This window comes from Janthinobacterium fluminis (assembly GCF_028595325.1).
Taxonomy (GTDB): domain Bacteria; phylum Pseudomonadota; class Gammaproteobacteria; order Burkholderiales; family Burkholderiaceae_D; genus Janthinobacterium; species Janthinobacterium fluminis.
Genome location: NZ_JAQQXR010000015.1, coordinates 74,026 through 81,140, shown reverse-complemented (window position 1 = coordinate 81,140; position 7,115 = coordinate 74,026). Strand labels below are relative to the sequence as shown.

The following is a 7,115-nucleotide window of genomic DNA, read 5'->3' as shown; positions in this document are numbered from 1 at the left end:
GTTTCGGGCCGCACGCCCAGCCCGATCAGGTGGTGCGCCAGCCGGTTCGCCCGGGCATTCAGTTCGGCGTAGCTGAGCGCCACGTCGCCGAACGCCAGCGCCTGCGTTTCCGGGTGCAGCGCCGCCTGCCGCTCGAACAGCCGCTGCACCGGCTCGGCGTCCGGGTAGCGCCGCTCGTTTACGCCCCATTGCTCAAGCCGGGCCTGCTCGGCCCCGTTCAGCAGCGCGACCTCGCCCACGGTTCGCCCGCCGCCCTCCAGCAGGGCGGCGAGGACCGCCAGGTAGTCGCCGGCCAGGCGCTCGATGCTGGCGGCTTCGAACAATTCCGCCGCATACGTGAAGCGCAGGTCGAGCTGTCCGTCGGCCTGCTCGGTCGAGTCCAGGGTCAATTCGAATTGCGCGGCCTGGTCCGGCAGCGGGTAATGCCGCACCTCCAGACCGGGCAATTGCGCGAGGGCGCGGTAATCCGCGCGCAGGTGGTTGAACATCACCTGGAACAGCGGACTGTGGCTGAGGCTGCGTTCGGGATGCAGCGCGTCGACCAGCTGCTCGAACGGCAAGTCCTGGTGCGACTGGGCGCCCAGCGCCGCCTCGCGCGCCTGCGCCAGCACCTGCGCCAACGGGGTGCGTCCGTTCATGTTGTTGCGCAAAACCTGGGTGTTGACGAAGAAGCCGATCAAGCCTTCGGTTTCGACCCGGTGGCGGTTGGCGACGGGAACGCCGACGCGGATGTCCTCCTGCCCGGTATAGCGGTGCAGCAGCACCTGGAAGCCGGCCAGCAGCAGCATGAAGAGCGTCGCGCCCTCGGCTTGCGCGCGCTGGCGCAAGCCCTCCAGCGCGTGCGCCGGCAACGCGACGCTGTGGCGCGCGGCCCGGTAGCCGGCCACGGCGTGGCGCGCATGGTCGGCCGGCAGCGCCAGCACCGGCTGCGCGCCGCCAAGCTGCTGCAGCCAGTAAGCTAGCTGCCGCGCGCGCTCGCCGCCGGCCAGCCAGCCCTGCTGCCACGCGGCGTAGTCGACGTACTGCACCGGCAGCCCGGCCAAGACCGGCGCCGCGCCCGCCAGGTGGGCGCGGTAGTGCGCACCCAGCTCTTCGAGCAAGACCTGCATCGACACGCCGTCGGAGACGATGTGGTGCATCACGACGACGAGGATGTTGTCCTCGTCGCCGAGGCGGATCAGGGCCACGCGCAGCAGCGGCGCCCGGCTCAGGTCGAACGGCTGGGCGTTGACGCTGTCGGCCAGCCGCGCCGCGCGGGCTTCGCGTTCGCCGGCCGGGACTGCGCGCAGGTCGCTCACCGACAAATCGAAGTGGCCGGCCGGCTCGATCAACTGCTCGGCCAGGCCGTCGGCGCCGGCCCGGAACACCGTGCGCAGGGATTCGTGGCGCGCCACCAGGCCATCGAAGCCGGCCCGCAGCGCGTCGATGTCCAAGGCCCCGGTATAGCGCAGCGCGCCACCGATGTGGTAGGCCGTGCCGGTCGGGTCGAGCTGCCACAGGAACCACTGGCGCTGCTGGGCGTGCGACAGCGCCAGCGGCAGGCGCCGCCGCGCCGGCTCCAGCGTCGCCATCGCCGATTTCGGCGCGCGCGCGCCGCTCGCCAGCAATTGCCCGATGGCCTCCGCCATCGCGGCCAGTTGCGGCTGCTCGAACACGGTGCGCACCGCGAAATCGACATCCCAGCGCTCGCGCACGCGGGCCGCCAGTTGCACCGCCGCCAGCGAGCTGCCGCCGCTGGCAAGGAAGTGGGCGTCGCGCGCAAACACGGCATCGGCGCCGCGCTTCAGCACCTCGCGCCAGAGGCCGGACAGGGCCAGCTGCGTCGCGTCGAGGGCGGGCGCGTCGGCCGCCTCGGCGGCGCCGCCGCGCACGAATTTGCCGTGTTCATAGACGGCGTAGGCGTCCAGCGTGTGTTCAAGCCAGCCCTTGCGGCAGGCCCCGCGCTGCAGTTTGCCGCTGGAAGTCTTGGGCAGCGCGCCCGGATTCAGCAACACCAGCACCGACGCCGGCTCGCGGCACACGGCCGCCACCACCAGGCTCAGGGCGTCCACCAGGGCCGCCACGGGCACCAGTTTTTGCAGGCCGCGCGACACCTCGACGGCCACGCCGACGCCCTCGCCGCCGTCGGGCATGGGCACCGCAAATGCGGCAACGCGGCCCTTGCGGGCGGCCGCCACCTCGGCCTCGATGGCACGCTCGATGTCTTGCGGATAAATATTCTGGCCGCGCAGGATGATCAAGTCCTTGATGCGGCCCGTGATGAACAGCTGCTCGTCCTGCATGAAGCCGAGGTCGCCGGTGCGCAACCAGCGCTGGCCGCGACGCGTGACGAAGGTGTCGGCGCTGTCCCGCTCGCGGCGCCAGTAACCATGCGCGATGCTGGCGCCGCTGGCCCAGATTTCGCCGACCCGGCCGGCGCCGGCCGCTTCCAGCGTGACGGGGTCAACAATCTCCACCCGGTGCTCCGCGACCGTGCTGCCGCAGGCGACCAGGACGGTGCCGCCGGCCGCCGGCTGCGGCCGCCCCTGCGCCAGGCTGTCGGCGGAAAACGCGCACGCGCTCAGGCCGGCCGTGCGGCGCCCGCCGGTGAGCAGCAGGGTGGCTTCGGCCAGCCCGTAGCAGGGATAGACGGCGGCGGCGGCGAAACCGGCCGGCCCGACATGCGCGATGAAGTCGCGCAAGGTGTCGTGCCGCACCGGCTCGGCGCCGGAGAACGCCAGCCGCCAGCTGGACAGATCCAGCCGCGCGAGCTGGTTCTCGCGGACCCGCTCCAGGCACAGGCGGAAGGCGAAGTCCGGGCCGCCGCTGACGCTGCCGCGCAAGCGCGAAATCGCCTCCAGCCAGCGCGCCGGCCGTTCGAGGAAGAACTTGGGCGTCATCAAACCCACCGGCACGCCGCGGTGGATGGGCTGCAACAGCCCGCCGATCAAGCCCATGTCGTGGTACAGCGGCAGCCAGGACACGAAGATGTCGGCCGCGCCCACGGACATGCTGCGCTCGATGGCGCGCTCGTTGGCCATCAGGTTGCCGTGCGTGACGATCACGCCCTTGGGGGTCGAGGTGGAACCCGAGGTGTATTGAAGAAAGGCGATATCGTCGGCCTGCGGCGCATGGCTGCGCCACGCCTGCGCGCCATCCGGGTCGACGGCGTCGGCGGCGATGGCGGTGACGCCGGCGAACGCGTCGATGCCGCAGCCGACCATGTCGAGGATGCTCGCGGTGGTCAGGATGCAACTGGCCTGGGCATCGGTGGCGATGCCGACCAGGCGGGCCAGATGCTGCTGCCGCGCCGATTCGGGCGGAAACACGGGCACCGCGACCAGGCCCGCGTACAGGCAGGCGAAGAAGCTGACGACGTAATGGTCGTCGTTGTCGAGCAGCAGCAGGACGCGCTCGCCGAGGCTGAACTGCGCCTGCAGGCGGGCGGCCAGGGCGCGGATGCGCCGCTCCAGCAGCGCATACGAGATCGCGGTGTCGACCACCGCGCCCTCGCGCTCGGCGACCACGATCAAGGCGGTATCGTCGGGGCGCTCAGCGGCGAGCTGGCGCAGGTGAACGACAAAATTATCGGGGAAGTTGCGCAAAGGCGGATTGCTAGTCATCGTGCGTCCTGGTGGATATCGGTCTGTTGCGGAACTTGCCGCGCGGCGGCGGCATAGGCGATGCCGCCCCCGGCTGCATCAACGCCGCGACGTTCTAATTCAGTACATTGGGGGCGCTGCCCGCCGGCGGCGTCAGGAGCGCGCGGCGGCGGCCTGCTCGTCCATCCAGGTGCGCAGGGACAGGGGACGCATATCGCCGCCCCACGCCTGCTCGACGTATTGCAGCACGGTTTTCTTGTCGCCCCTCACGCCGTCGACGGCGCGCCAGCCGCCGGGAACGGCCTTCCAGTGGGGCCAGATGGAATACTCTTCCTCATGATTGACGAGGACGATGAAGGTTTCGTCTTCGCGGTCAAAGCAGCTTGTGGACATGCGGTTTTCCTCATCAGATTGGATGGCGGCGCCGCGCGTCCCGACATGGGCCGCCGCCTGCGCCGCTCGCTATCTATGACGCATGAGCCGGAGATAAATTTAGCGGAAGCTCCGCCCGCGCCCGGCGGCGCCGCTGTTGCGAGGTCATCAACGTGTCATATTGAATTGTTACATTCTGGGTTTTTCTCACCAAGCCCGGACCACCCACATGACACGCAGACACCTTTCCGCCGCTGGCCTCAGCGTCGCACTCACCCTGATGCTGACCGCCTGCGGCAGCGACGCCAAGAAAGAAACCGAACCGGTGCTCGTCGAATCGCCGAAGAACGTCATCTTCTTCCTCGGCGACGGCATGGGGATGACGACGATGACGGCGGCGCGCATCTACGCCGTCGGCGAGGACGGTGAGCTGACCATGGACACGCTGCCGGAAACAGCCTTCGTCAAGACCTTCTCGAACGACGCCCAGGTGACCGACAGCGCGCCGTCGATGTCGGCCTATATGACGGGCGTCAAAATGAACAATGAAGTGCTGTCGATGTCCCAGGACACGCAGGCGATCGACCCGATCGCCGACGCCAATGGCAACAAGCTGGGCAACAACTGCGGCCCCAAGAACGGCACGCCCGCCACGACGCTGCTGGAAATGGCCAAGGCCAAGGGCCTCTCGGCCGGCGTCGTCACGACCACCCGCATCACCCACGCGACCCCGGCGGCGACCTACGCCCACATCTGCCACCGCGACCTGGAAAACGACATCGCCGCGGCGATGGTGCCGGACGGAAAAGGCTACAACAGCGCGCTGGGCGCGACCGGCCTGGACGTCGTGCTGGGCGGCGGCAAGCAATTCTTCACGCTGCCGAAAGACGGCGGCAAACGCGCCGACGGCCGCGACCTGATCGCCGAAATGAAAGCCAAGAACTACACCGTGGCCGGCAACGCCAGCGAATTCAACGCCGTCGACGCCAGCAAGACCGAGCGCCTGTTCGGCCTGTTCACGTCCAGCCACATGAGCTACGACCTGGACCGCGACCCGGCCAAGGAACCTAGCCTGGCCGACATGACGACCAAGGCCATGGACGTGCTGGCGAAGAACAAGAAGGGCTACTTCCTGATGGTCGAAGGCGGCCGCATCGACCACGCCCTGCATGAAACCACCGCCAAGAAGGCGCTGCACGACACCGTCGCCTTCGACAACGCCATCAAGGCCGCCATCGCCAAGGCCAAGCTCAGCGATCCGGACCTGAAAAACACGCTGATCGTGGTCACCGCCGACCACGACCACACCCTGGTGCTGAACGGCTACGCCAAGCGCACCGGCAAGACCACGGCCGCCAACCCCGGCGTGCTGGGCCTGGTGAAAAACTACGTCTCCGGCGCCACGGAAAAAGACCTCGACGGCGCGCCGTACTCGATCATCGGCTTCGGCAACGGCGAAAACCGCACCCAGGCCAGCCGCTCGACCATGGTCAGCCTGGACGAAACGACGACCAGCGCCAACACCTACCACCAGGAAGCCGCGATCCGCGTCTCGGCCGGCAATGAAACCCACGGCGGCACCGACGTCTTCCTCGGCGCCATCGGCAAGGGTTCCGACACCTTCCTCGGCACCATCGACAACACCAAAGTGTTCGGCCTGGTCAAGAACGCCGCCGGCCTGTAATTCTCAAGAACTGGATACCCACAGATGAAACCTACCCTGAAACAACCACTGCTGGCCCTCGCCCTGGCCGCGCTGTTTGCCAACACCGCCTCCGCCGCCGACGCCAAGAACATCATCTTCTTCCTCGGCGACGGCATGGGTCCGTCCACCGTGACGGCCGCGCGCATCTACAAGTACGGCGAAGACGGCAGCCTGGCCATGGACAGGCTGGAGCGCACCGCGCGCATCAAGACCTACTCGAACGACGCCCAGACCACCGACAGCGCACCGTCGATGGCCGCCTACATGACCGGCGTCAAGATGAACAATGAAGTCATCTCGATGTCGGCCAACACCGTCGCCACCGAACCGGGCAAGGACGCCAACGGCAACCTGGGCGTCAACAACTGCGCCGCCAACAACGGCACGGCCGCCCAGACCATCCTGGAACTGGCGAAAGCCAACGGCAAGGCGGTCGGCTCGATCACCACCACCGAACTGACCCACGCGACCCCGGCCGCGACCTTCTCGCACATCTGCAACCGCAACGCCCAATACGCGATCGCCGCGCAAACCGTGCCGGGCGGCGACAGCTACAACGCCGCGCTGAAGGACGGCGTCGACGTGCTGATGGGCGGCGGCCGCAACCACTTCACCCCTTACGTCGCCGTCACCAACAAGGCCGGCCGCGCCGACGGCCGCAACCTGCTGACCGAACTGGCCGCCAAAGGCTACACCGTCGCCGCCACCAAGGCGGAAATGGTCGCCGCGCCGAACAACAAGAAATTCATCGGCCTGTACAGCAGCAAGAGCCACCTGGAGTACGAACTGGACCGCACCGCCACGCCGCCGAAAGGCGAGGGCGCGAACCAGCCCAGCCTGGCCGAAATGACGGTCAAGGCCATGGACATCCTGGCGCAAAACGACAAGGGTTACTTCTTGATGGTCGAAGGCGGCCGCATCGACCATGCCCTGCACGGCACCAACGCCAAGCGCGCGCTGAGCGACACCATCGCCTTCGACGACGCCATCAAGGCCGCGCTGGACAAGGCCAGGCTGACCGACCCGACGCTGGCCAACACGCTGATCGTCGTCACCGCCGACCACGACCACACGCTGGCGTTCAACGGCTACGGCAAGCGCGGCAGCCCCATCCTCGACATCAACCGCAACTACAAGGACGGCAAGCCTAGCCTGGACGCCGACGGCAACACCTACACGACCCTGGTGTTCGGCAACGGCCCGAACCGCCCGAATCTGCGCACCAGCGTCGACAGCGCCACCGCGCTGGGCGACGCCTACCAGCAGGAAACCGGCGTGCGCCTGGCCAGCGAAACCCACGGCGGCGGCGACGTCAAGTTGCTCGCCACCGGCGCCGGCGCCAAGAACTTCAAAGGCACGCTGGACAACACCAAGGTATTCAGCCTGCTGAAATCGGCCTTCGGCTTCTAAGCAATAGCCGGAGTCGGGCCCGCGCGGCCCGGCTCCGGTTCGACCAG

Annotated in this window: 4 protein-coding genes; 2 read left to right on the top strand and 2 right to left on the bottom strand. The window is 68.2% G+C overall.

From position 1 onward, the window contains the following. A partial coding sequence (locus OIK44_RS23990) for a condensation domain-containing protein (protein WP_273674563.1) occupies positions 1 to 3,602 on the bottom strand: 3,602 nt, incomplete at its 3' end. Positions 3,603 to 3,734: 132 nt separating this feature from the next. Continuing rightward, positions 3,735 to 3,974, bottom strand: a complete 240-nt coding sequence (locus tag OIK44_RS23985) for an MbtH family protein (RefSeq protein WP_273674562.1) — start codon at positions 3,972 to 3,974, stop codon at positions 3,735 to 3,737. Between the two features lie 208 nt (positions 3,975 to 4,182). On the opposite strand from OIK44_RS23985, the gene OIK44_RS23980 reads away from it, so the two are divergent. Next, a complete protein-coding gene (locus tag OIK44_RS23980; protein WP_273674561.1) occupies positions 4,183 to 5,637 on the top strand; it encodes an alkaline phosphatase in 1,455 nt (484 codons plus the stop codon). Positions 5,638 to 5,661: 24 nt separating this feature from the next. Beyond that, positions 5,662 to 7,068, top strand: a complete 1,407-nt coding sequence (locus tag OIK44_RS23975; protein ID WP_273674559.1) for an alkaline phosphatase — start codon at positions 5,662 to 5,664, stop codon at positions 7,066 to 7,068. The last annotated feature ends 47 nt before the right edge of the window (positions 7,069 to 7,115 follow it).